This is a genomic window from Pseudomonas sp. AIG, assembly GCF_977020205.1.
In genome coordinates, this window is sequence record NZ_CDROCK010000024.1 from 15680 (window position 1) to 38777 (window position 23098).

At 59.8% G+C, this 23098-nt stretch carries 19 protein-coding genes; 10 read left to right on the top strand and 9 right to left on the bottom strand.

From position 1 onward, the window contains the following. Positions 1 to 28 precede the first annotated feature (28 nt). From ACWR1S_RS15180 to ACWR1S_RS15190, 3 genes are all read right to left on the bottom strand, one after another. The gene (locus ACWR1S_RS15180; protein ID WP_454564067.1) at positions 29 to 2377 is read right to left on the bottom strand and encodes an FdhF/YdeP family oxidoreductase; all 2349 of its coding nucleotides are present in this window, start codon (positions 2375 to 2377) and stop codon (positions 29 to 31) included. Further along, complete coding sequence (fdhD, locus tag ACWR1S_RS15185; protein WP_454564068.1) at positions 2374 to 3213, bottom strand: formate dehydrogenase accessory sulfurtransferase FdhD; 840 nt, start codon at positions 3211 to 3213, stop codon at positions 2374 to 2376. The genes ACWR1S_RS15180 and fdhD overlap by 4 nt, the downstream gene beginning before the upstream one ends. 92 nt (positions 3214 to 3305) lie before the next feature. After that, on the bottom strand, positions 3306 to 4193 hold the full coding sequence (locus tag ACWR1S_RS15190) for a LysR family transcriptional regulator (protein ID WP_454564069.1): 888 nt from the start codon (positions 4191 to 4193) through the stop codon (positions 3306 to 3308). Between the two features lie 136 nt (positions 4194 to 4329). Between ACWR1S_RS15190 and lysM the strand changes: the two genes are divergently transcribed. Then, positions 4330 to 4770 carry a peptidoglycan-binding protein LysM gene (gene lysM / locus ACWR1S_RS15195; protein ID WP_454564070.1) on the top strand — a complete coding sequence of 147 codons (441 nt, stop codon included), beginning with the start codon at positions 4330 to 4332 and terminating at the stop codon, positions 4768 to 4770. A 100-nt stretch (positions 4771 to 4870) separates the two neighbouring features. Here lysM and yrfG read toward each other — a convergent pair whose 3' ends face one another. Then, positions 4871 to 5533, bottom strand: a complete 663-nt coding sequence (yrfG, locus tag ACWR1S_RS15200) for a GMP/IMP nucleotidase (protein ID WP_454564071.1) — start codon at positions 5531 to 5533, stop codon at positions 4871 to 4873. A gap of 88 nt (positions 5534 to 5621) precedes the next feature. Between yrfG and nudE the strand changes: the two genes are divergently transcribed. Beyond that, complete coding sequence (nudE, locus tag ACWR1S_RS15205; RefSeq protein WP_454564072.1) at positions 5622 to 6188, top strand: ADP compounds hydrolase NudE; 567 nt, start codon at positions 5622 to 5624, stop codon at positions 6186 to 6188. Between the two features lie 11 nt (positions 6189 to 6199). Continuing rightward, positions 6200 to 7027 (top strand): 3'(2'),5'-bisphosphate nucleotidase CysQ, encoded by an 828-nt coding sequence (gene cysQ / locus ACWR1S_RS15210; RefSeq protein ID WP_454564073.1) that lies wholly within the window; start codon positions 6200 to 6202, stop codon positions 7025 to 7027. Positions 7028 to 7246: 219 nt separating this feature from the next. Here cysQ and ACWR1S_RS15215 read toward each other — a convergent pair whose 3' ends face one another. The 4 genes from ACWR1S_RS15215 to rfbC are packed head-to-tail and all read right to left on the bottom strand — an operon-like array spanning position 7247 to position 11477. Beyond that, the gene (locus ACWR1S_RS15215) at positions 7247 to 7702 is read right to left on the bottom strand and encodes a YiiD C-terminal domain-containing protein (RefSeq protein WP_454564074.1); all 456 of its coding nucleotides are present in this window, start codon (positions 7700 to 7702) and stop codon (positions 7247 to 7249) included. Further along, complete coding sequence (locus ACWR1S_RS15220; RefSeq protein WP_454564075.1) at positions 7699 to 9084, bottom strand: sigma-54-dependent transcriptional regulator; 1386 nt, start codon at positions 9082 to 9084, stop codon at positions 7699 to 7701. Before ACWR1S_RS15220 ends, ACWR1S_RS15215 begins: the two co-directional genes overlap by 4 nt. Further along, on the bottom strand, positions 9081 to 10889 hold the full coding sequence (locus ACWR1S_RS15225; RefSeq protein ID WP_454564076.1) for a sensor histidine kinase: 1809 nt from the start codon (positions 10887 to 10889) through the stop codon (positions 9081 to 9083). Before ACWR1S_RS15225 ends, ACWR1S_RS15220 begins: the two co-directional genes overlap by 4 nt. A 42-nt stretch (positions 10890 to 10931) precedes the next feature. Continuing rightward, positions 10932 to 11477 (bottom strand): dTDP-4-dehydrorhamnose 3,5-epimerase, encoded by a 546-nt coding sequence (rfbC, locus tag ACWR1S_RS15230; RefSeq protein WP_127925462.1) that lies wholly within the window; start codon positions 11475 to 11477, stop codon positions 10932 to 10934. 166 nt (positions 11478 to 11643) lie between these two features. Between rfbC and ACWR1S_RS15235 the strand changes: the two genes are divergently transcribed. From ACWR1S_RS15235 to ACWR1S_RS15250, 4 genes are all read left to right on the top strand, one after another. Further along, positions 11644 to 14556, top strand: coding sequence for an aminotransferase (locus ACWR1S_RS15235; protein ID WP_454564077.1), 2913 nt, complete (start codon positions 11644 to 11646; stop codon positions 14554 to 14556). A gap of 303 nt (positions 14557 to 14859) precedes the next feature. Next, positions 14860 to 15738 (top strand): N-carbamoylputrescine amidase, encoded by an 879-nt coding sequence (gene aguB, locus ACWR1S_RS15240; protein ID WP_454564078.1) that lies wholly within the window; start codon positions 14860 to 14862, stop codon positions 15736 to 15738. 5 nt (positions 15739 to 15743) lie between these two features. Beyond that, entirely contained in the window at positions 15744 to 16850 is a 1107-nt protein-coding gene (gene aguA, locus ACWR1S_RS15245) for an agmatine deiminase (RefSeq protein WP_454564079.1), read from the top strand. Between the two features lie 246 nt (positions 16851 to 17096). Then, positions 17097 to 17309, top strand: a complete 213-nt coding sequence (locus tag ACWR1S_RS15250) for a hypothetical protein (RefSeq protein WP_007909115.1) — start codon at positions 17097 to 17099, stop codon at positions 17307 to 17309. A 175-nt stretch (positions 17310 to 17484) separates the two neighbouring features. Here the strand turns inward: ACWR1S_RS15250 and ACWR1S_RS15255 are convergent, their stop codons facing one another. Beyond that, positions 17485 to 19578, bottom strand: coding sequence for a TonB-dependent receptor (locus ACWR1S_RS15255; protein ID WP_454564080.1), 2094 nt, complete (start codon positions 19576 to 19578; stop codon positions 17485 to 17487). 255 nt (positions 19579 to 19833) lie between these two features. Here ACWR1S_RS15255 and ACWR1S_RS15260 point away from each other — a divergent pair, with 255 nt between their 5' ends. The 3 genes from ACWR1S_RS15260 (at position 19834) to ACWR1S_RS15270 (ending at position 23083) form a co-directional block, all read left to right on the top strand. Continuing rightward, entirely contained in the window at positions 19834 to 20502 is a 669-nt protein-coding gene (locus ACWR1S_RS15260) for a DsbA family protein (RefSeq protein WP_454564081.1), read from the top strand. A gap of 297 nt (positions 20503 to 20799) precedes the next feature. Continuing rightward, positions 20800 to 22104: an OprD family porin gene (locus tag ACWR1S_RS15265; RefSeq protein ID WP_077570275.1), complete on the top strand. Its 1305-nt coding sequence runs from the start codon at positions 20800 to 20802 to the stop codon at positions 22102 to 22104. A gap of 232 nt (positions 22105 to 22336) precedes the next feature. Beyond that, positions 22337 to 23083, top strand: a complete 747-nt coding sequence (locus ACWR1S_RS15270; protein WP_123592948.1) for a 2OG-Fe dioxygenase family protein — start codon at positions 22337 to 22339, stop codon at positions 23081 to 23083. The last annotated feature ends 15 nt before the right edge of the window (positions 23084 to 23098 follow it).

A 23098-nucleotide genomic window follows, 5' to 3' on the forward strand; every position in this document is an offset into this window, starting at 1 on the left:
TCGCGAAGGGGCCGATTCAAGCGCCGCGTTAAGCGGACTTGGCCATGATCAACCCGGTCTCACTCGCCGCTTCCAGGCGAATCGCAATGAACTTCGACGTCGGCGTATGGCTGCCATCCCCGGTGCTCTCCAGCGGCACCAGCGGATTCACTTCCGGGTAATACGCCGCCGCCTGACCGGCCGGAATATCAAACGCCAGCAAGGTGAAGCCCTTCACCCGACGCTCACGACCATCGTCCCATATCGAAACAATGTCAGCCTTCTGCCCCGGCCGGAAGCCCAGACGAATAATGTCGGCCTCGTTGGCGAACAGCACATCGCGCTGGCCCTTCACTCCGCGATAACGGTCATCGAGACCATAAATCGTCGTGTTGTACTGATCGTGGGAGCGCATCGATTGCAGGATCAGATCCGGCAGTTGCCCGGTGGCGCGGGTACGTTCGTGCACCAGATCTTTCGGCAGCATGTTCGCGCGGAAGTTGGCCCGGCCCGATGGCGTGTTCCACTTGCGTGCGCCGGCGCTGTTGCCGAGGTAGAAACCGCCCGGGTTTTTGATCTTCTCGTTGAATTCTTTGAAGTTGGGAATGGTGTCGGCGATCAGTTCGCGTATGCGCCCGTAATCCGCCACCAGCCAGTTCCAGTCCACCGGTTTGCTGCCCAGTGTGGCGGCAGCGATGCCGGCAATGATCGACGGCTCCGAGCGCATCTGGTTCGACAGCGGCTGCAACTGACCGTTGGAGGCGTGAACCATGCTGAACGAGTCTTCCACGGTGACCGCTTGCGGGCCCTCAGTCTGGATGTCGATGTCGGTACGACCGAGGCACGGCAGGATCAGCGCGTCCTTGCCGTGAGCCAGATGGCTGCGGTTGAGTTTGGTGCTGATCTGCACGGTCAGGTCGCAATTGCTCAGCGCCGCGAACGTGCGCGGACTGTCCGGCGTGGCTTGGGCGAAGTTACCGCCCAGACCGATGAAGACTTTGGCGCGCCCTTCGGCCATCGCGTGGATCGCCTCGACCACGTTGTGGCCGTTGTGGCGCGGCACCTTGAACTGGAAGCGACGCTCCAGCGAATCGAGGAACGCCACCGGCGGACGCTCGTTGATGCCCATCGTACGGTCGCCCTGCACGTTACTGTGGCCGCGCACCGGGCACAGGCCTGCGCCCGGTTTGCCGATGTTGCCGCGCAGCAGCATCAGGTTGGCGATTTCCTGGATGGTCGGTACCGAGTGGCGATGCTGGGTGATGCCCATCGCCCAGCACATGATCACGTTCTTGCCTTTGGCGTACATGCGCGCGGCTTGCTCGATCTCGACAAGAGTCAGGCCGGATTGCTCGACGATCTGTTCCCACGGTGTGTCATCGACCACGCCGAGATACTCCAGCACGTTGGCGCTGTGGGCATTGAGGAAGTCGTGATCGAACACGGCAGGTTTGCCAGCCTTCTGCGCGTCGCGCTCCCACTGCAGGAGGAACTTGGCCATGCCGCGCAGCAGCGCCATGTCGCCACCGAGGGCCGGGCGGAAATAGGCGGTGTTGGTCGGCTTGTCACCGTTGGTGAGCATTTCGATCGGGTGTTGCGGATGCTGGAAACGCTCCAGGCCACGCTCTTTCAACGGGTTGATGCATACCACTTGTGCACCGCGCTTCACCGCTTCACGCAGTGGTTCGAGCATGCGCGGGTGGTTGGTACCCGGGTTCTGGCCCCAGACGAAAATCGCGTCGGCGTGTTCGAAATCGTCGAAGGTCACGGTGCCTTTACCGACGCCAACGCTTTGCGCCAACGCCACACCGCTGGCCTCGTGGCACATGTTCGAGCAGTCAGGGAAGTTGTTGGTGCCGTAGGCGCGCACGAACAGTTGATACAGATACGCCGCTTCGTTGCTGGCGCGACCCGAGGTGTAGAACTCGGCCAGGTCCGGGCTCGGCAGGCTTTGCAGGTGTTTGGCGATCAGCGTGTAAGCGTCGTCCCAACTGATCGGCTTGTAGCGATCGGTTTCGGCGTCGTAGACCATCGGCTCAGTCAGACGACCCTGATATTCCAGCCAATAGTCGCTCTGCTCCAGCAACGAAGTGACGCTGTGCTTGGCGAAGAACTTGGCGTCCACGCGACGCTTGGTCGCTTCCCAGTTCACTGCTTTGGCGCCGTTTTCGCAGAACTTGACCATGCCACTTTCCGGCGAATCACCCCAGGCGCAACCCGGGCAGTCGAAGCCGCCGTTCTGGTTGGTCTTGAGCATCATGCGCAGGTTTTTCAGGGCGTTGTCGCTGGTCAACCAGGCCTGAGCCACACTGATCAGGGCACCCCAGCCGCCGGCGGCACCTTTGTAAGGCTTGTAGCGCGGGACAGGTTTCTGGTCGGCTTGATGATGTTGGCTCACGCTTGATTCTCCATCGCGGGGCTATACACCCGCGGCGCACTTTTCTGCGGCAGGTGGATGAGATTGAGGTTGTGTCGACGGGCCCACTGCGCGGCAAGGCCGGTGGGCGCGGACAGGCTGACCAGGGTCTGGATGCCGGCACGCAAGACTTTCTGGATCAATTCGAGACTGCAACGGCTGGTGACAATCGCCAGTCCGCCTTCTGTGGATATCTTCTGGCGGATCAGCCCGCCGATCAGCTTGTCGAGGGCGTTGTGCCGGCCGATGTCTTCGCGCCCGAGCAGCAATTCGCCGCTGGCGTTCATGAACACCGCCGCATGCACCGCGCCGCAATGCTGACCGAGCGGCTGGAACGCACCGATGCGCTGGCGCAAACCGTCGAGCCATTCGATCGGCGGCAGCGGCGCACCGGGCAACACCTTGAGATCGGGCAACGCCTGCTCCACCGCTTCAACACCGCACAATCCGCAACCACTGGTACCCGCCATTTGCCGGCGCTGTTGCTTGAGGTTCCAGAACGCGCGATTGGCGATGGTCACTTGCGCGTATTGCGCTGAGCCGGCCCCTGTCAGTTGCAGGTCGTAGATATCGGTGGCGTCTTCGATGATGCCGCTGCCGAGGCTGAAGCCGACGATGAAGTCTTCAAGGTCGGTCGGTGTCACCAGCATCACTGCCTGACTGATGCCGTTGTAGGCGATCGCCAACGCGACTTCCTCGGCCAGCGCGGTGCTGGCCGATTCCTCACGGGGTAAATCGCTGTAACTGTAGGTCTGGCTGGCGGCAGGCGCGGGCGTTTCAAGTGCAGGCGCCGCGCAGGCTGGGCGCTTGGCGTTCATGGCATCACCGACGGTTTGATCAACGTTAAGACTAGGCGCGGCAACTTGTCGCGTCTAATCGCTACTGTCGATCTATCGATAGATGCCGTCGATCAAGAGGCTGTTGGTGATTCTCGATACAGCGCGAAACAGGCCTCGGCCAGCGCTGAACGCGGGGCGCCACGGCGCATGATCAGCCCCAGCGGCGCGAGGGTCTGGGCCTTTTCGATGGGTTGCAGACGCAGGTGGTCGGTGAGTTTTTCCAGGCCGCCGTCCAGCGGCATGATCGCGCAGCAAAAGCCGCCGTGTACTGCTTGTAACAATTGATGCACGGCGTCGGTTTGCAGCAAGGGTTGCGGGGTCAGACCACGGCTGTGGAAGTTGTGGTCGATGGACTGGCGAAAGTGCATGCCGCTGGTAAGCATGCCCAGCGGCAGTTCGATCAGTGATTCCCAGCTAAGCGGGGCTTCACCGAAGGTAAAGGTGCGCTGGTCGTACAGCAGGCCCATGCGGGTTTCGTCGAATGCCAGTGATTCGAAACGTTCGTGATCCAGACGCTCGAGATAAGACACGCCGAGGTCGATTCGGTTGTTCGCCAAATGCTCAAGGATTTGCTCGGAACTCAGCGCCGACATTTCAAAACGCAGATTCGGGTGGGCGCTGTGCAGGCGTTGCATCAACGGCAGCGGATCGAAACTCGACAGCGGCACCACGCCGAGTCGCAGCGTACCGATGAGGTTCCCGCGACACGCTGCCGCTTCGGCGTGCAAGCCGTCATAAGCCGCCATGACCGACCGTGCCCACGCCAGCACGCGTTCGCCCGGTGCGGTGAAGCCTTCGAAGCGCTGACCACGGTTGACCAGTGGCAGATCGAGTTCTTCTTCAAGGCTGCGCAGGCGCATCGACAGGGTTGGCTGGGTGATATGACAACGCGCGGCGGCCTGGCCGAAGTGGCGGGTTTCGTCGAGGGCGATGAGGAATTTCAGCTGCTTGATGTCCATCTTCGCTCCAGGCGCTGGCAGGGGGGGGCGATTCTACCGCTTGCGCGGCGGCAGGGTCATTGGTCGGCTTGGAACCGGGTTTGTCCGTCGTGGTCTAGGCTTGGACGTCTGGAACCCAAATCAAGGAGTGTGCGCTATGAGTCTTTTGAGCTTTGTGAAAGAAGCCGGTGAAAAGCTGCTAGATCTGCTGACCCCGGGCAACGCCAATGCCAGTGAACAGTTGAAGGAACACATCAGCAAGGTCGGTCTGGGCAATCCGAATGTGCAGGCGACGGTGGATGGCGACAAAGTGACCGTCACCGGTGAGGTTGCGAGTCAGGAAGAGAAAGAGAAGATTCTGCTGGCGGTGGGCAATATTGCCGGGGTTGGCAGCGTGGATGATCAGATCACCGTGAGCGGGCCGGTGGTGGCTGCAGCAAAATTTGTTGTGGTGAAAAAAGGCGACACCCTCAGCGCGATTTCCCTCGCTGTGTATGGCAACGCCAACCAGTACAACAAGATCTTCGAGGCCAACAAGCCGCTGCTGTCGCATCCGGACAAGATCTATCCGGGGCAGACTCTGCGTATTCCTGAGTAAAACAACACCTCTGTAGGAGCTGCCGAAGGCTGCGATCTTTTGATTTTGATTTTTCCAAACAAGATCAAACGATCGCAGCCTTCGGCAGCCCCTACAAAGATCAAAGCCCTGCAATCAAACTGCGATAATCCTCAACCGCCGCAAACTCAGCCGTGTCCTTCGGCCCCTTGCGGCTGTCCGGTTCTTTCACCGCCAACAAATGCGCGACACCAAAATCCCGCGCACTGCGCAGAATCGGCAAGGTATCGTCGATAAACAGACTGCGCGCCGGATCGAAGCCGATGTCCGCCTGCAAGGCATCCCAGAACTGCGGGTTCTCCTTGGGAAACCCGTAATCATGCGAGCTGATCAGCCGTTCGAAATACGGCGCCAGTTCGATTCGCTCAAGCTTCAGCGACAGTGAGTCGCGGTGTGCATTGGTGATCATGACCACCCGTTTGCCGGCGCGCTTGATCGCTGCAAGAAACGTATCGGCATCCGGCCGCAGGGCGATCAGGTGCGCGGTTTCCAGCTTCAATTCCCGCACCGACAACTTCAGTTCGGCACTCCAGAAATCCAGGCAATACCATTGCAACTGACCGGCATGGCGTTCGAACAGCGGCTGCAATTCCATCTCGGCCATGGCCCGGCTGATCCCGTGCAGTTCGGCGTAACGCTGGGGCAGGTGTTCCAGCCAGAAATGATTGTCGAAGTGCAGATCCAGCAGCGTGCCGTCCATGTCCAGCAGAACGGTATCGATGTCGGACCACGGTAATGAAGGCATGGCAACGTCTCGAGCGGTAGAAAGATATCCGACGTAAACAATCGGGAAAGCCGCGTTATAGTAGCGCGTTCACGCCAAGGAGCTTTGCATGCGCCAGAAACCCACCGTACTTGCCCGCGAGATCGTCGCCACCAGTCGTCTGTTTTGCGTCGAAGAACTCCAGTTGCGCTTTTCCAACGGCGTGGAGCGTACTTACGAGCGTCTGGTCGGCAAAGGTGCGGGCTACGGCGCAGTGATGATCGTGGCGATGCTGGATGCTGAGCACGCGGTGCTGGTCGAGGAATACTGCGGCGGTACCGATGAGTACGAACTGTCCTTGCCTAAAGGTTTGATCGAACCGGGCGAAGATGTACTGGCGGCAGCCGAGCGTGAGCTGAAGGAAGAAGCCGGTTTTGGCGCGCGGCAACTGGAGCATCTGACTGAGTTGTCGCTGTCGCCCGGTTACATGAGCCAGAAGATTCAGGTTGTCCTCGCCACTGATTTGTACGAGGAGCGTCTGGAAGGCGATGAGCCTGAGCCGATGCGTGTCGATAAGGTGAACCTGCGCGAATTGTCGTCGCTGGCGCTCAATCCTCAATTCTCCGAAGGTCGCGCATTGGCAGCGCTGTACCTGACCCGCGATCTGCTGACCCAGCGCGGGTTCTTTCCAGCATGAGTGAGATGTCTATGAAGTTGCCCCACCCGTTGATGGCGCCAGTCGTTGAGCTGGCATTGCAGGCCGGCGAGGCGATTTTGCCGTTCTGGCGCGCCGGCGTTGAAGTCACGGCCAAGTCCGATGACTCGCCGGTGACAGCGGCGGATCTGGCCGCACACCACTTGATTGTCGCCGGGCTGACGGCGCTGGATCCGAGCATTCCAGTGTTGTCGGAAGAAGACGCCGACATCGCCCAGAGCGTGCGCGCCGGCTGGCAGCGCTGGTGGTTGGTGGACCCGCTGGATGGCACCAAGGAGTTCATCAGCGGCAGTGAAGAATTCACCGTCAACATCGCGTTGATTGAAAACGGTCGTGTCGTGTTTGGTGTGGTGTCGATGCCGACCAATGGTCGCTTCTATGTCGGCGGCGCCGGGCTTGGGGCGTGGCGCTGCGACAAGGACGGCACGCCGGTTGCGATTCAGGTGCGTGATGTGCCGGGGCCGGGAGAGGCGTTTACCGTAGTGGCCAGCCGACGGCATTCAAGTCCCGAACAGGAGCGTCTGCTGGCCGGGCTGAGTGCAACTCTGGGTGAGTTGCAATTGGCGAACATTGGTAGCTCGCTGAAATTTTGCCTGCTGGCGGAAGGCGCAGCGGATTGCTATCCACGACTGGCGCCGACTTCACAGTGGGACACGGCGGCGGCGCAGGGTGTGCTGGAAGGTGCGGGCGGAGAAGTGTTGGATCTGCGCGGGGAAGCGTTCAGTTATCCGGCGCGGGAATCGCTGCGCAATGAGTTCTTTTTGGCGCTGCCGGCGAAGGCGGCCTGGCGTTCCAGATTGTTGGAGTTGGCTCGCGGTTAAGTGGGCTGATCCGTAATCCCCCTCACCCCAGCCCTCTCCCCCAGGAGAGGGAGCCGACCGCAGGATATTTGAGAGCATCGCCGACCTGGTCGAGCTTTGCTGAATCCGTAATCGCTGCGATCTTTCAGGTCGATGTATAACGCAAGACACTTCGGTCAGTTCCCTCTCCCTCTGGGAGAGGGTTAGGCGGGCGGCGTTCCGATGAGGGGCTGTTGATCTTCAGCGGTGCAAAACATACTGCCCGGTAAATGTCACGGCATCTTCTTCGCTGCCCTGATTGACGATGCGCGTTTGTAGCATCAACCGCGCCCGCCCATAACGCCGATACATCGCCAGAAACTTCTTCCACACCGCTGAATCCGGCGCCGGGCAAATCGCCACGGCATCTCCAGTGACCGGCAGCGGGTAACTGATCTGCCCCTCCTGAATCACAATGTGCCCGTCGGTGATTCCTTCTTCTTTCAGACGCAGATGCAACCAGCCCCAACCGGCCAGCACCGCGCCGCAGTAAAGGCTGCCGCCGAACATGGTGCTCTTGTGATTGACGTTCGGATCAAGCGGTAAATGCAGACTCAATTGCTGCTCGCGCCAGTCGAGCACCTTAAGGCCCATGTCCCGGGTCAGCGGGATGTCGTGATGCAGGACCGACTCCAGATAGCGAGTGTCTGTGCTCATTCGTTCTCGTCCCCATGGCTGCTATCGCCAAAGTTGAGGCCATGCTTGCGCAACTTGTCATGCAGGGTCTTGCGCGGAATACCCAAGGCTTCGGCGAGGCTGCGCACCGAACTGTGCGAGCGCGCCAGTTCGGCGGCGATCAACGACTTCTCGAAGTTTTCCACCTGCTCGCTGAGCCCGCCATTGATGACCTCGACCGTGGTGCTGCCACCGCCTTCGGCGCCAGCGTTATCCAGCGCCAGTTCCAGGCCAAGGGCGAAACGTTCGGCGGCATTCTGCAGTTCACGTACGTTGCCCGGCCAAGTGTGGCGCAGCAGCAAGGCGCGTTGCGCCGGTTGCAACTCGTGGGGCGGCAAACCGTGGCGAGCGCTGGCTTCATCGGCGTAATGCTGGAACAGCACCAACGCATCTTCGCCACGCTCACGCAGTGGCGGAATGCGCAGCGGCGCAACGTTGAGGCGGTAATACAAGTCGGCGCGGAAGCGGCCCTGATCAGCGGCTTGGCGCAGGTCTTCCTTGGTCGCGGCAATCACGCGGATGTCCAGCGGGATCAGTTGATTACCACCCAGTCGTTCGACCACGCGCTCCTGCAGCATGCGCAGCAGCTTCACCTGCACATCCATACTCATGCTTTCTATTTCATCGAGAAACAGCGTGCCGCCGTTGGCGAATTCGAACTTGCCGATCCGCCGTTTTTGCGCGCCGGTAAACGCGCCGGGTTCGTGACCGAACAGTTCACTTTCCACCACGGATTCGGCCAGGGCGCCAGCGTTGATCGCTACGAACGGGCCGTTTCGACGGCTGGATAAATCGTGCAGCGCACGGGCGACCACTTCTTTGCCTGCGCCGGTCTCGCCGAGGATCAGCACGTCAGCCTTGGTCGCGGCCAGTGCACCGATCTGCTCACGCAAGCGCAGCATGGGCGTTGAGTGACCGACCAGCCGCGCGCTCAGTTCATTGCGGTCGCTCAGGGCCAGTCGCAGGCTGCGGTTGTCCAGCACCAGACGGCGCAGGGCCAGCGCGCGACGCACGCTGTCGAGCAGCGCGTCGCTGGCGAAAGGTTTTTCGAGAAAGTCATAAGCGCCGGCACGCATGGCTTGGACCGCCAGCGGCACGTCACCGTGGCCGGTGATCAGCAGCACCGGCAGTTCGGGATCCTGCGCGTGCAATTCGCTCAACAATTCGAGGCCATCCATGCCCGGCATGCGGATATCGCTGACCACCACACCCGGCCAGTCACGCTCCAGCTGTGCGGCCAGGCCCTTGGCTTCGGACAGCGGCAGAATTTTCAGGCCGGCCAGATCCAGTGTCTGGCCGAGGGCCTGACGCAGGTGCGGATCGTCGTCGATCAACACCACCTGAATGCGATTGTCGATGGTCATGCACTTCGATCCTCGGACGGTTGCAGGCTGACCCCGGGCGCACCGGCGCGCAGCCGCAGGGTAATCAAGGCGCCACCTTGCTTGTGGTTGGCAAACGACAGTTCACCACCGAAGGCGCGCATCAGCGTTTCACAGATTGCCAGCCCCAAACCCAAGCCCTGAGTGCGGGTCTTGGTGGTGTAGAAGGGCTCGCTGGCGCGGCCGAGGGCTTCCATGCAAAAGCCCGGGCCGTTGTCGCGAATGTACAGATTGACGCCCTCGGCGGTGGATTCGGCACTCAGCCAGAGTTTGCGCGGCGGACCTTTCTCGGTGAGCGCGTCGAGGGCGTTGGCCAGCAGGTTGCCGAGCACCTGACGCAGGCGCGTTTCTCCAGCCTCGACCCACAGAGTGGCGGCCGGCAGATCGCGGATCAGCTCCACCTCCATGCTGCGGCGACGCTTGGCCAGCAGGGCAAGGGCATCGTCGAGCGCCGGTTGCAGGGCAACGCTTTCCGGGGCGTGGCGATCACGGCGGGCAAAGGCGCGCAGATGGGCGATGATCGAGGCCATGCGCCCGGTCAGTTCGCTGATCAGTTTGAGGTTGCCGCGAGCGTCGTCGGTGCGCTGATGATCGAGCAACACCTCGGCGTTTTCCGCGTAGCTGCGGATCGCTGCCAGCGGCTGATTGAGTTCGTGGCTGATGCTCGCTGACATGGTCCCCAGCGCCGACAGCTTGCCGGCCTGAACCAAGTCATCCTGGGCGCGCACCAGCTCCTGCTGAGCCTGTTCACGCTCCAGCACCTCTTCTTTCAAACGTCGGTTGAGGCCTTCGAGGTCGCTGGTGCGTTCCGCCACGCGGCCTTCCAGTTCACGGCGTGCCTTGGCCTCGAACGCGATGCGTTCCAGATAATGCCGACGGCGCTGCATCAGCAGACCGAGCAACAGCATCACCACCAGCAGCGTGGCGCCGCCGATGGCGACCACGGTGCGCACCGGACGGTCGATCAGCGTGCGCGGGGCGAGGATGCTGACACTCCAGCCGGTTTCGGCGATGTCGTGGGTCTGGATCAGCCAAGCGCTGGGGCTGAGGTTCAATGGACGTGGCTCACGGGTCGGGTAAGGCTGGATGGCGGTGATCGCTGAGCGTTCGCCGTCGCTCAAGTTACGGGTCGAGCGAAAGCGCCATTCCGGGCGCGAGGTGAGGATGACCACACCGTTGTGGTCGGTTACGAGCAGTTGTTCCGGGGTTTTGCCCCATAGGCTTTCGGTGTGGTCGAGGTCGACCTTGATCACCAGCACACCGATGATTTTTTCGCCGTTGCGCACGGCAGCGGCGAAGAAATAACCGCGCTTGGCCGACGTCGTGCCGAGACCGAAAAAGCGTCCCAGGCGTCCGGCCATGGCTTCACTGAAATACGGGCGGAAGGAGAAGTTGCGACCGACAAAACTGTCGTGCTTGTCCCAATTCGACGCTGCCAGCGTCTGGCCGCTGGTGTCCATCAGGTACATGACTTCGGCGCCGGTCTGCGCAGCGATGTTCTTCAGCAGACGATTGGCATTGCCTTGGCTGACGCCGTCGTCCGGCGCGCCGAGGACCGAGCGCAGCGCCGGCAGGTCGCCGAGGATCTGCGGCAACACTTCATAGCGGTGCAGGGTGCCCAGCAGGTTGGCGACGTACAGGTCGAGGGTCTGACGGTTCTGCCCGGCCAGTTCGCTGCGGTAATAGCGCTCGGCCAGATGTTCCAGCGGCCACAACAGCGGCGCCAGACACAGGGCCAGCAGGGCGAGGCTGCGCCAGCGAGGTCTGCGGGGAAGGGTTGGTTTCATGAGCCGGATGCGCCTGTAGGGACAGGCGCATTATGCCTAGGCTCAGGCGAAGACGTCAGCGTCCTTGAGCAACGCTGCGGCTTGATCCTTGGCGGACAGCTTCGGCGCTTCGTCCAGCTGCCAGTCGATGCCCAGAGCTGGGTCATCCCAGCGAATGCTGCGCTCGGACGATGGATCGTAGTAGTTGGTGGTCTTGTAGAGGAATTCGGCGAACTCGCTCAGCACCACGAAACCATGAGCAAAACCTTCCGGCACCCACAGTTGACGATGGTTTTCAGCCGACAGACGCACCGCCACCGATTTGCCGAAGTGCGGCGAGCTGCGGCGAATGTCCACCGCCACATCCAATACTTCGCCAACCGTCACACGCACCAGTTTGCCCTGGGTGTTTTGCAGTTGGTAATGCAGGCCCCGCAACACGCCTTTTTGCGAGCGCGAGTGGTTGTCCTGGACGAATTGCGTGTCGAGACCGGTGGCGTCCTGGAACGACTTGGCATTGAAGCTCTCGTAGAAAAAACCGCGCTCGTCACCAAACACCTTCGGTTCGATGATCAGGACACCGGGCAGGTCGGTGGTGATTACATTCATGGGGACTTCCATAGGCTGGTGTGAATGGTCGTCATTCTTGCGCAAAGTGCCAAAGGGTGCGAGTGCCGGAAGACAAATAGCCCGGATGCCTTTACGCGGTTGGGGGTTGCGGATCCTGCGCAGCAATGGCGATATAGGCGCCTAATAAAATTTCAGGGGTCGTTTCATGCCGCTCGCCACGTTGATTCATCGCGCCAGTTTGCCCAGCCCGCAGGTGTCTGCCGAGCAGGCCCGGCAATGGCTGGCGGAGCATTACGGGCTCAGCGGCACGTTGCAGGCTCTTGGCAGTCAGCAGGATCTCAATTACCGCGTCGACAGCCCGCGTGGGCGGTTTGTGTTGAAAATCTGCCGTGGCGATTACGCCTTGGTGGAGCTGCAAGCCCAGCATGCCGGGCTCAATTATCTGGCCGAGCACTCGGCGGTGACGGTGCCGCGGGTGATTGCGGCCAATAACGGCGAAGACCTGCTGTCACTGGAGGTTGGGGGCGAAGCCGTTCATGTGCGGCTGCTGGATTACATCGAGGGGCAGCCGCTCACGCATCTCGATCACTTGGGTCGTGACGTGGTGGCGGGGTTTGGCCGGCTCTGCGGTGAGATGGATCTGGCGCTGGCCGGGTTCGATCATCCGGGCCTTGAGCGCACGTTGCAGTGGGATGCCCGCCATGCCAGCGCACTGATCAGCCACCTTCTGCCAGTGATCAAGGACGAGCAGCAGCGCACATTGATTGCCGATGCGGCCGAACAAGCCGAGCGCCGGTTACAGCCACTTGTGGACAAGCTGCCGGTGCAAGCGATTCACATGGACATCACCGATGACAATGCCGTTTGGGCGCGCGATGCCCAGCGTCACTGGCAGTTGCAGGGGGTGATCGACTTCGGCGATCTGGTGCGCACGTGGCGCATCACCGATTTGTCGGTGACCTGCGCAGCGTTGTTGCATCACGCGGGCGGCGATCCGTTTGTCATTCTGCCGGCGGTGCAGGCGTATCACGCGATCAATCCGTTGCAACATGAAGAACTACAGGCCCTGTGGCCGTTGATCGTTGCGCGTGCGGCGGTGTTGGTGCTCAGTGGCGAGCAACAGGTCAGCATCGACCCTGCGAATACTTACAGCCGCGATAATCTCAGCCATGAGTGGGAGATCTTCCGCGTGGCCACTTCGGTGCCGCAGGCACTGATGGAAGCGGCGATCCTCACGACCGTCGGTCATGCTTTGCCGGCTATCGACAGCGAAGGATTTGTGCCCTTGCTGCCCGGTCTGGTCGGGCGTGAGTTTGCGCTGATCGATCTCGGCGTCCTGAGTCCGCATTTCGAGGCCGGTAATTGGGAGCAGGAGGGCATCGATCAGCGCCTGTTGAACGAAGCGGCGGCTGCCCATGGCTTGGCGGCAAGCCGTTATGGTCAGTACCGTTTGTCGCGCACGTGTCCGGACAGCGCTGTTGAGCCGGACACCTTCCCGTTGCATGTCGAATTGCGTGTGCCGAATGGCACTGCTGTGGAGTCGCCGTTCGCGGGTGTAGTGCATCAAGCGGCTGATGGTGCGCTGAGACTTGATGGTCCGCAACTCAGCGTTCGCCTGTGGGGCGTGACACCTTCGCTGCACAGCGGCGCGGCGCTGGTCAAAGGTCAGGTGCTGGGCGCAGTCAGCGGACCGTTACGCGTGCAGTTGTGTCGAGGCGCGCAGCTGGATGCGCCGTTGTTCTGCACGCCCTCCCGCGTAGTCGCATGGCAGGCGCTGTGTCCGTCGCCGGCGGCATTGCTGGGACTGGCGTGCGACGCGGAGCCGGAGCTGGACGCGAAAACCCTGCTCGAACGTCGCGATGCCAGTTTCGCCCGCACCCAAAAACACTATTACGTCGATCCGCCGCGCATCGAACGCGGCTGGCGCAACCACCTGATCGACATGCAGGGCCGCTCCTATCTGGACATGCTCAACAACGTGGCGGTACTCGGTCACGGTCACCCGCGCATGGCGGCAGTCGCGGCGCGCCAGTGGTCGTTGCTCAACACCAATTCGCGGTTCAACTATGCGGCGGTGGCAGAGTTTTCCGAGCGCTTGCTGAAACTGGCGCCGGAGGGCATGGATCGGGTGTTTCTGGTCAACAGCGGCAGCGAGGCCAATGACCTGGCGATTCGTCTGGCGTGGGCCTACAGCGGCGGGCGCGACATGATCAGCGTGCTTGAGGCCTATCACGGCTGGACGGTCGGTGCCGATGCGGTATCGACGTCAATCGCCGACAACCCGAAAGCCTTGGAAAGCCGCCCGGACTGGGTGCATCCGGTGCCTGCGCCAAACACCTATCGCGGTGAATTCCGTGGCCTCGATTCGGCGCCGGACTACGTGCGCAGCGTTGAGCATCATCTGGAAAAACTCGCCGAACAGAAGCGCCAGTTGGCCGGATTCATCTGCGAGCCGGTGTACGGCAATGCCGGTGGCATCTCGCTGCCGCCGGGCTATCTCCAGCAGGTGTACGAATTGGTGCGCGCGCAGGGCGGGGTGTGCATCGCCGACGAAGTGCAGGTCGGTTACGGGCGCATGGGTCACTTCTTCTGGGGCTTTGAAGAGCAGGGCGTGGTGCCGGACATCATTTGCATGGCCAAGGGCATGGGCAACGGTCAACCGCTGGGTGCGGTCATCACGCGGCGGGAAATTGCCGAGGCGCTGGAGGCCGAGGGCTACTTCTTCTCTTCGGCGGGCGGCAGTCCGGTGAGTTGCCAGATCGGCATGGCGGTACTGGATGTCATGGAAGAAGAAAAACTCTGGGAGAACGCGCAAGTGGTCGGTGGCCATTTCAAGGCGCGACTCGAAGCGTTGATCGATAAACATCCGCTGGTGGGCGCGGTGCATGGTTCCGGGTTTTATCTGGGGCTGGAGCTGATCCGTAATCGCGAGACGCTGGAAGCGGCGACCGAGGAGACCGCGCTGTTGTGCGATCGCTTGCGTGATTTGGGGATCTTCATGCAGCCGACCGGTGATGATCTGAACATTCTAAAGATCAAACCGCCGATGGTGACGTCGCGTCAGAGTGTGGATTTCTTTGTCGACATGCTCGACCGAGTCCTCACCGAGGGCCTGTAAAACGCAGCCAATCCCCTGTGGGAGCGAGCTTGCTCGCGAAAGCGGTGTGTCAGTCACCTTATTCAGTTCCTGACACACCGTATTCGCGAGCAAGCTCGCTCCCACATTTTTGGGTTGTTAATTCGATTTGTATCGGTCTTTACAGGGTATATTTAGACGAAAGGTATCTACCAAGCTTCTAAAGCCGATATTTATCGGCTATAAAGTCGCCATTGCTCCGGCATGGCGATTTCATGTTCGGTGCGCGCGTTTTTCTTTTCGGTCGAATTATCGACCGTCAAAGCACTTGCCCGGAGATGATTCATGAGCCGTATCGTTACCGTTGCCGCCACTCAGATGGCCTGTTCCTGGGATCTGGAAGCCAACCTCGAAATCGCTGAAAGACTGGTGCGTGAAGCCGCCGCCAAAGGCGCGCAGATCATCCTGATTCAGGAGCTGTTCGAGGCGCCGTACTTCTGCCAGAAGCCAAACCCGGACTACCTGCAACTGGCGACGACGGTGGAAGAAAACGTCGCGATCAAGCATTTCCAGAAAATCGCCAAAGAGCTGCAAGTGGTGCTGCCGATCAGCTTCTACGAATTGGCCGGCCGTGCGCGTTTCAACAGCATCGCGATCATCGACGCCGACGGCAGCAACCTCGGGATTTATCGTAAAAGCCACATCCCGGATGGCCCGGGCTACCACGAGAAGTATTACTTCAATCCGGGCGACACCGGTTTCAAAGTGTGGAACACCCGTTACGCGAAGATCGGCGTGGGCATCTGCTGGGATCAGTGGTTCCCGGAAGCCGCACGCAGCATGGCGCTGCAAGGTGCGGAAGTCCTGTTTTACCCGACCGCGATCGGCAGCGAACCGCACGACAAGACCATCTCGTCGCGCGATCACTGGCAGCGCGTGCAGCAGGGCCATGCCGGCGCCAACCTGATGCCGCTGATCGCCAGCAATCGTATCGGCAACGAAGAACAGGACGGCTACGACATCACGTTCTACGGCTCTTCGTTCATCGCCAATCAGTTCGGCGAAAAAGTGCAGGAGCTGAATAAAACCGAAGAAGGTATTCTTGTGCACACTTTCAACCTCGACGAGCTCGAACACATTCGCAGCGCGTGGGGTTCATTCCGTGACCGCCGTCCGAACCTGTACGGCGCGTTGAAAACCCTCGACGGTTCCCTGGAGTCCTGATCCCGATGACCACCTTGAAAAGTACCCCGCGCGCCGACGGCTTTCACATGCCGGCCGAGTGGGCGCCGCAAACGCAGACCTGGATGATCTGGCCCGAGCGCCCGGACAATTGGCGTCTGGGCGGCAAACCGGCGCAAGCCGCACATGCTGCGGTGGCCAAGGCCATCGCGCGTTTTGAACCGGTCACCGTGGCCGTGTCCGCGGGCCAGTATGAAAACGCCCGCGCGCGCCTCGACGTGCCGAATATCCGCGTGGTCGAGATGTCCAGCAATGACGCTTGGGTACGCGACAGCGGCCCGACTTTCGTCATCAACAACAGCGGCGAAGTGCGCGGTGTGAACTGGGACTTCAACGCCTGGGGCGGCTTCGACGGCGGTCTGTATTCGCCGTGGAATCGCGATTCGCAGGTCGGCGGCAAGATCCTCGAGATCGAGCGCAGCCCGCGTTACCGCACTGAAGGTTTCGTGCTTGAAGGCGGTTCGATTCATGTCGACGGCGAAGGCACGCTGATCACCACCGAAGAATGCCTGCTCAACCGCAATCGCAACCCGCACCTGAGCCGCGAAGAGATTGAAGCGGTACTGAGCGCCAATCTGTCTGTGGATAAAATCATTTGGCTGCCGGACGGTTTGTTCAACGACGAAACCGACGGCCATGTGGATAACTTCTGCTGCTACGTGCGTCCGGGCGAAGTACTGCTGGCGTGGACCGACGATCCGCAGGATCCGAACTACCCGCGCTGCCAAGCTGCGATGAACGTGCTGCAAAGCAGCACCGACGCCAAGGGTCGCCCGTTCACGGTGCACAAAATGCCGATTCCGGGGCCGCTGTACGCGACTGAAGAAGAGTGCGCCGGTGTCGATCCGGTGGACGGCACGCAAGAGCGCAACCCGTCCGTGCGCCTGGCCGGTTCCTACGTGAACTTCCTGATCGTCAACGGCGGCATCATCGCGCCGAGCTTCGACGATCCAATGGACGCTCCGGCGAAAGAGATTCTGCAGAAGCTGTTCCCGCAGCACGAAGTGGTGATGGTGCCGGGCCGCGAACTGTTACTGGGTGGCGGCAATATCCACTGCCTTACCCAACAGCAACCCGCGCCGCACAAAGAGTGAGTTGAGTCGTAACAGCTTGAGTTGATTACCAAATCAGCCGGGCAATGATTAGCTCGCTATGCATCAACCGAGGCCCGCAGCCCGAGAGGACGGCGGGCTTCTTTGTATCCGCTTGTCGACAACCGAGAAACATTGGCATAGCTCTTGTATTCATCACCCGTGCACTAGGGAGGGGGGAGAACTTCAACAGTTCTGTCATAAACCTTGGATAAGTTAGCCGCTCATGAACGGGGAGAGAGCGCTGAAATGAACGCCGAAGTGAACGTAGTCAGCGAGCGGACGTTGCACCCCATGGCCGTTAACGGCGAATCGCTCCAGATTGTCGCGCACTGGTTGAAGTCCAATGGAACGCGTCAGATCAGGGAACCTGATCCGCGCCGGACGATGATCGAGCGTTACCCCGCTGGCCTGTTCAGCGAGGCCGAACTGGATGCGTTGTGGGCTGTGATGGAAGGATAAGAAGAACAACAGGGATTGGTGAAAGCGCTGCCGGGATGGCGGCGCTTTTTTATGCACCATACAAAATCCAATGTAGGAGTGAGCCTGCTCGCGATAGCGGTGTGTCAGTCGACATCAATATCAACTGACACACCGCTATCGCGAGCAGGCTCACTCCTACAGGTTCTGCGTTGAATCAGAAGGAATAGGTGCCGGTCATCACGACGCTGCGCGGCGCGCCTGGCTGGATCTGATACTGGCTGGTCGCCGACGCGTAATACTCGCGATCGGTGATGTTGTTCAGCGCCGCGCGCAAATCCCAGTCCTTGAAGCGGTAACCGACCAGCGCATCCCAGCGGCCATAACCCGGCAACACAGTGGTGTTGGCGTTATCGGCATAGCGTTGGCCAACCAGGGTCAGACCGGTTTCGCCATACCAGCCCATCTCCGGTTTCCAGGTCAGGAACAGGCTGCCGTTGCGTTTGGCGACGTTGTTGATGCGCTTGCCTTCGAGGCCGTTGTTGTCCTTCTCGATGGTCGCATCCTGCATGCCGACGCCACCGCGCATGTACCAGTTGCCGACGATGTTACCGGTGGCGGTCAACTCGATCCCGCGAGAGCGCTGCAGGCCGGACATCACGGTCAGGGTCGGGTCGTTTGGATCAGTGGTGCGGCGGTTGTAGAGTTCCAGGTCATAGATCGCCAGCGTAGTGCTCAAGCGATCGTCGAACCAGTCGCTCTTCACGCCGATTTCTTTCTGTTTGGTCAGTTCGGGGCTGAGGTCGTTGGTGTTGCCGGCCGCGCCTGGGGTGATGCCGATCAAGCCGCCGCCGACTGGCGAAAACGTTTTCGACCACGAAGCGTAGAACGAATGGTTCTGCAGCGGCGTCCAGACCAGGCCGACGCGCGGGCTGGTGCTGTGGCTGTCACGGTCTTCGGAGATGTTGCGCAGCTTGTTGGTCGACTCGATATCGAAGGTGTCGTAGCGCAGGCCGCCCAGCAGTTGCCATTGATCGTTCAGGCGCAGTTGGTCCTGCACGTAGACCGCGCGACTTTCGACTTCGGTGTGGCTGCTGCTCGAGACCTGCATGCTGCCGGTGTGGCGCAGATCGCGATTTGGATTGAAGAGGTCGAGCGCCGGCACGGGCTGCGCGCCCGGGGTTCTGCCGGTGGCGGCGTTGGACAGCGTCGGATCGCGGCGCTGACTGCCGATCTCGACGCCAGTGAGCAGACGATGTTCCAGGCCGAAGGTATCGAATCCGCCCTCGAGTTCAACGTTGTTATAGACGTTGCGGGTGGTCAGATCCTGCTGCCAGTGCTGGCGCGTGACCTTGTTGGTCGCTGGTGTGTAACCGGTGAGGTAGGTGTTGTCGAAATCGCTGTCGAGCTTGAACACACCGAGGGTCTGGCGCAGTTGCCAGTTGTCGTTGATTTCGTAGGTGAGTTTTGAGCGCAAGGACTGCGACTTGTCATCGATGAAATCGTGATCGTTGCCGTAGGTCGTGTCGCGACCGACATCGGCCGGGCGCCCGTTAACGCCGGGAATGCCGCGATCTGGCGTGCGGTTGTAGCGGCTGTATTCGTACTGCACCAGCCAGTTCAGATCCGGTGTCAGTTGCCAGCTCATCGACGGTGCGAACAATTGGCGATTACCGCTGACACCGTCACGGAAGCTGTTTTCATCCATGTTGCCCATGTTCAGGCGCAGGCTGATATTTTCGCTCGGGTCGGTGCTGAGGTCGGCGTAAAGGCTGCGCAAATCTTCGCTGCCAGCTTGCGCTTCGATGGTCGAGCGACGGCCGAACTCCGGCATCTTGCTCACGCGGTTGACGATCCCGCCCTGACTGCCGCGCCCGTACAGAACGGCGGCCGGGCCTTTGAGCACTTCGACACGTTCGATGTTGTGCAAGTCGCGCTTGTATTGGCTGTCGTCGCGGACGCCGTCCAGATAGAAGTCGTTGCTGGCATCGAAGCCGCGGATGCGCAGGCTGTCGAAACGGGTGTCGGCGCTGCTGCTGACGTTGGGCATGCCGCTCAAGGCGTCGCCGATGTCATTGGTGCCGTAGTTGGCGACGTTCGAGGTCTTGATCGAATCGATCGCCTGCGGCACATAGCGCACGGGCGTCGAGGTGCGGGTCGCGGTGCTGCTGAGCTTCACGCGCGGGTCATCGGCTTGCGCTTCGGCGCTGATCGCGGTGGCGGGTAATTCGGTCGCGGAACAGGCAAAACCGCTGGACAGAAAAGCAGAAAGCCCAAGGGTGACGGGCGTAAGACGGAACGGGGCAGGCATTGAACAGCGCTTCCGAAAGGATGGAGGAATTCGAACGCGCGAATGGTAATGCTTTGCATTTACTTCCGTTAATTATTCCTTATAAGTTCCCTTGTCCGATTGTTTCAACTTGTGTCAGCTTCGACACAATCCGACTGCTCAGACAATTCGACCGATTCTCGAAACAGACTGAAATCCATTCCGGCGTTTTTCCGCAGGGGGTCGAGGGCTAATCTGCCGCTATCGATTTTCCTGACTTTCTGCCGGAGTTTTCCCATGATTCTTCATTACATCTACGACCCGTTGTGTGGCTGGTGTTATGGCGCCAAGCCGCTGGTTGAAGCTGCGCAACAGGTGCTGCCAATGATTGCGCATGCCGGGGGCATGATGAGTGGCGCCAATCGCCAACCTGTTTCCCCGCAACTGCGCAATTACGTCATGCCCCACGACCGACGCATTGCCGAGTACACCGGCCAGCCTTTCGGTGAGGCGTATTTCGACGGTTTGCTGCGTGATCACTCGGCTGTGTTCGATTCGACGCCACCGATTGCTGCGGTCATGGCAGCCGAAGCCATCGACGGCGGCGGTTTGCGCCTGTTGGGGCGGTTGCAGGCGGCGCACTATGTGGAAGGCCGACGCATTGCCGATTCAGCCGTGCTGTTGGAGTTGGCGATACAGATGGGTTATGCGCAGGAAGATTTCCACGTTGCGTTGGAGTCGGTTGATAGCGAGGAGCACATAAAAGCCAGTCGCCAGTTTTTGGCTCAATTGGGCGGCCAGGGCTTTCCAACGATTGCTCTGGAACAGAGCGGCAAATTCCAATTGATCGACATCAGTCCCTGGTTGGGCAAGCCGCAGGCATTTGCCGATTGGTTGAAACAGGCAATCGTGCTCGATGAAACCGGTAAAACTTCTGCATTTTGTTCTATCGATGGTTGCGCCTGATACGCACTGGATTCACTGGCTGTATGCATTTCCCAGCAAGGAGTCAGCGCAAAATTTACGTTTCTTAGACGATTTTTACCTATTTAAAGACGATTCTTGAAATTGACACATTGTTGAGGGCGCGGATACGATTCGGCCCAACGCCTGTGGCCAACCGCCATGACTCAAAATAAGGAGCAGGCCCGCCATCACATTATCGTGGGCGGGCCTTTTTGTTTCGGGGTGAATAAAAGAGTGCAATAGCGCCGTTTCCGCCGTTCGACACAGCGCGTTTCAACCCGTAATAAGGAAAACAAAATGTTGAACAAGCGAATCAGTCTGATCGCACTGGGGATGTTGAGTGCCACTCAGGCCATGGCTAACGACCAGGCCGAGTCCAAGGGTTTTGTTGAAGACAGCAGCCTCAAAGTGCTGCTGCGCAACGCCTACATCAATCGTGATTACAAAGACGGCAACAAAGACAAAGCCGAGTGGGGCCAAGCGGCCATCGGTACGTTCTCGTCCGGGTTCACCCAAGGCACCGTGGGTGTCGGTGTCGACGCTTTCGGTCTGTACGCACTGCGTCTGGACGGCGGCAAGGGCCGCAGCGGCGCCGGTGGTATCGATTTCTTCAAGCAGGAAAATGACGGTCGCGCGAACCATGACATAGCGAAGGGCGGTGCCGCAGTTAAGTTCCGCTTCTCCAACACCGTGTTGACCTACGGCGACCAGATGCCGGCCCTGCCGGTGCTGAACTACGACAACTCCCGCCTGCTGCCGGAAAGCTACACCGGTACCCTGATCACTTCCAAAGAGATCAAAGGCCTGGAACTGAACGCCGGTCGTTTCACCGCTGAATCGCGCAAGAGCGATGAAGGCCGTGACAGCGGTGGTCTGAAGTCGATCAACGTATTGGGCGGTAGCTACCAGTTTACCGAGAACTTCAAAGGTGCTTTGTACGCTTCCGACGTCGAAGACGTATTGAAGAAACAATACGTTAACGCCAACTACGTGTTGCCGTTCAACAAGGATCAGTCGCTGACCCTGGACTTCAACGGTTACCGCACCAAGCTCGACAGCTCCTACGTTCGCGAAAACACCATTCCCGGCGAAAGCATCGTGACCGGTCGCGACAACAAGATCTGGAGCCTGGCTGCAACGTTCGCCACTGGCCCGCACTCGTTCACCGTGGCCCACCAGCGTTCCACCGGCGACAGCAACCTGGGCTACGCCTACGGTGGTTACCAGAAAGATCAACATCGCGTTGGCGACGGCGGTAACACCATCTACCTGGCCAACTCCTACTGGTCCGACTTCAACGCTGAAGACGAACGCAGCTGGCAATTGGGCTACGGCCTCGACTTCGGCGCTTTCGGCGTACCGGGCCTGAGCTACAACTTCGCTTACGTGCGTGGCGACAACATCACCACTTCCACCAGCGAAGGCGGCACCGAGCGCGAGATCTTCAACCAGTTCAAATACGTCGTGCAGTCTGGCCCGGCCAAAGACCTGAGCGTGAAATTGCGCAGCTCGATTCTGCGTGTTTCGCAGAAATCCAGCGAGTACAACGTCAGCGGTAACGAACTGCGCGTATTCGTGGATTACCCGATCAACATCTTCTGATGCCTGATCAAGTGTAAGAAACATGAGAAAAACCCCGACTGGTTCGGGGTTTTTTTTCGACGGTTTTTCGATGAATACCAGAAAAAACCCGTGTTTTTGTCATGTAAAAGTTGTTTTCAAGTCGCTGCAAACGCCGTTTCAAACAGGGCTTTAAATGCCTGAAATTCTTTCTCATGGACGCAAATTCTCCACCTAATAGATTAGGCCGCTCAACGCAGCGGAGAATTGGGTAATGATCGTTTTGAACAGAGAAGTGGGCGAATCGCTACGGCGCGACAAATATGTCAACGTCCAGGGTGGTGACTTCAATCTCTACGGTCATTTTGCCGACTTCGTCAGACTGACCAAAAGTTGGGAAAACATGGAGCCTGACAGTTACTACGGTCAGGCCGAAGCCGGCATGCGTTACCGTCGTTACAGCGACTTTGAGTACAACCCGAAAACCCGTGAGCTGACGCAACTTGAGCATCGCGCGTACGTGCAATCGAAAGAGAACAACGCCTACGTCGGTGGCCTGGTGCGGCACTTCCAGGACTTCTCTGATGAAGTGATTACGTCTCCGGTGATGCGCAGCCTGATCGACACCGATTTCGAAGTGTACAAAAGCGTGTTGCCGGAAGAGCTGCACGATGAAATCTGGCAGTGCCAGATCCATCAGATCCGCATCGAGATCAAACCCGGCAAACAACTTGAAATTACTCCTGAAGGGATTCACTGCGACGGCTATCCGTTCAGCGGTGTGCACTTCTGGGGCCGCAATAATGTTGAGGGCGCGGAGAGTCGTCTGTACGACATCCACGAGCATCAATTGGCGTCGACCACCTACCAGGAAATTCTCGACACCACCTACTTCCTCGATCGCGACATGCGCCACTACGTGACCCCGGCGCGCAACACGCACACCCATGCCATGGCGTACCGGCAGATTCTGGCGATTTCCTTCTCGCGGCCCGGGACCGCTTTCGACATTGTTCGCTAATCAGATCACCCCAAT

Excerpts from the sequence above, each read along its gene's own strand:
- fdhD (WP_454564068.1), bottom strand. The coding sequence starts at position 3,213 with ATGAACGCCAAGCGCCCAGCCTGCGCGGCGCCTGCACTTGAAACGCCC.
- ACWR1S_RS15190 (WP_454564069.1), bottom strand. The coding sequence starts at position 4,193 with ATGGACATCAAGCAGCTGAAATTCCTCATCGCCCTCGACGAAACCCGC.
- lysM (WP_454564070.1), top strand. The coding sequence starts at position 4,330 with ATGAGTCTTTTGAGCTTTGTGAAAGAAGCCGGTGAAAAGCTGCTAGAT.
- yrfG (WP_454564071.1), bottom strand. The coding sequence starts at position 5,533 with ATGCCTTCATTACCGTGGTCCGACATCGATACCGTTCTGCTGGACATG.
- nudE (WP_454564072.1), top strand. The coding sequence starts at position 5,622 with ATGCGCCAGAAACCCACCGTACTTGCCCGCGAGATCGTCGCCACCAGT.
- cysQ (WP_454564073.1), top strand. The coding sequence starts at position 6,200 with ATGAAGTTGCCCCACCCGTTGATGGCGCCAGTCGTTGAGCTGGCATTG.
- ACWR1S_RS15215 (WP_454564074.1), bottom strand. The coding sequence starts at position 7,702 with ATGAGCACAGACACTCGCTATCTGGAGTCGGTCCTGCATCACGACATC.
- ACWR1S_RS15220 (WP_454564075.1), bottom strand. The coding sequence starts at position 9,084 with ATGACCATCGACAATCGCATTCAGGTGGTGTTGATCGACGACGATCCG.
- ACWR1S_RS15225 (WP_454564076.1), bottom strand. The coding sequence starts at position 10,889 with ATGAAACCAACCCTTCCCCGCAGACCTCGCTGGCGCAGCCTCGCCCTG.
- rfbC (WP_127925462.1), bottom strand. The coding sequence starts at position 11,477 with ATGAATGTAATCACCACCGACCTGCCCGGTGTCCTGATCATCGAACCG.
- ACWR1S_RS15235 (WP_454564077.1), top strand. The coding sequence starts at position 11,644 with ATGCCGCTCGCCACGTTGATTCATCGCGCCAGTTTGCCCAGCCCGCAG.
- aguB (WP_454564078.1), top strand. The coding sequence starts at position 14,860 with ATGAGCCGTATCGTTACCGTTGCCGCCACTCAGATGGCCTGTTCCTGG.
- aguA (WP_454564079.1), top strand. The coding sequence starts at position 15,744 with ATGACCACCTTGAAAAGTACCCCGCGCGCCGACGGCTTTCACATGCCG.
- ACWR1S_RS15250 (WP_007909115.1), top strand. The coding sequence starts at position 17,097 with ATGAACGCCGAAGTGAACGTAGTCAGCGAGCGGACGTTGCACCCCATG.
- ACWR1S_RS15255 (WP_454564080.1), bottom strand. The coding sequence starts at position 19,578 with ATGCCTGCCCCGTTCCGTCTTACGCCCGTCACCCTTGGGCTTTCTGCT.
- ACWR1S_RS15260 (WP_454564081.1), top strand. The coding sequence starts at position 19,834 with ATGATTCTTCATTACATCTACGACCCGTTGTGTGGCTGGTGTTATGGC.
- ACWR1S_RS15265 (WP_077570275.1), top strand. The coding sequence starts at position 20,800 with ATGTTGAACAAGCGAATCAGTCTGATCGCACTGGGGATGTTGAGTGCC.
- ACWR1S_RS15270 (WP_123592948.1), top strand. The coding sequence starts at position 22,337 with ATGATCGTTTTGAACAGAGAAGTGGGCGAATCGCTACGGCGCGACAAA.